The sequence below is a fragment of the Bradyrhizobium sp. CFUWI genome (genome assembly GCF_056429085.1).
Genome location: NZ_JBWJZE010000185.1, coordinates 1 through 457 on the forward strand (window position 1 = coordinate 1; position 457 = coordinate 457).

At 74.0% G+C, this 457-nt stretch carries 2 protein-coding genes; both read right to left on the reverse strand.

Annotated elements, in window-relative coordinates:
- A partial coding sequence (locus AC066S_RS39330; protein WP_478271986.1) for an AtuA-related protein occupies positions 1 to 131 on the reverse strand: 131 nt, incomplete at its 3' end.
- Positions 132 to 142: 11 nt separating this feature from the next.
- Positions 143 to 457, reverse strand: a 315-nt coding sequence (locus AC066S_RS39335; protein WP_478271985.1) for an acyclic terpene utilization AtuA family protein, incomplete at its 5' end; no start/stop codon positions are given.

The window sequence follows — 457 nt, forward strand, 5'->3', positions numbered from 1 at the left end:
TCCCAGAGCGCCGGATGCCATGCGATCACGCTGATGTTCGAGCGGTTGCCCTTGTCGCCGGTGCGGCCGTGCGCGAGCCGGTAGAGCGGCACCGTCAGAGGCCCATCGGCGGCCGATTGCGGGAAGTCCATCGCCGCTCCTTTCAATCCAGAAAACGGTGGCCGGTGGGCACGGCTTCGCGCGGCACCAGGCACGACAGCATGCCCAGGCGCGGCCGCATGGCCGTGCGCACGCCGCCGCCGCCCGCCGGGCCGCAGCAGTAGAGCGCCGTCACCTCGCGCACCAGGCGCTGCGCGCTGGCGTGGTCGCGGTGCTGCAGCGCGGCCCGCAGCCGGACGTCGCGCGCATCGCCGGAGGCAGAGGCCTCCATCCAGCGGCTCGCGTCGTCGCCGAACACGCTGGTCACGCCGATCAGGTCCAGGCGCAGCGGCGCCACGCCCGCGAGGCGCTCCCGCAA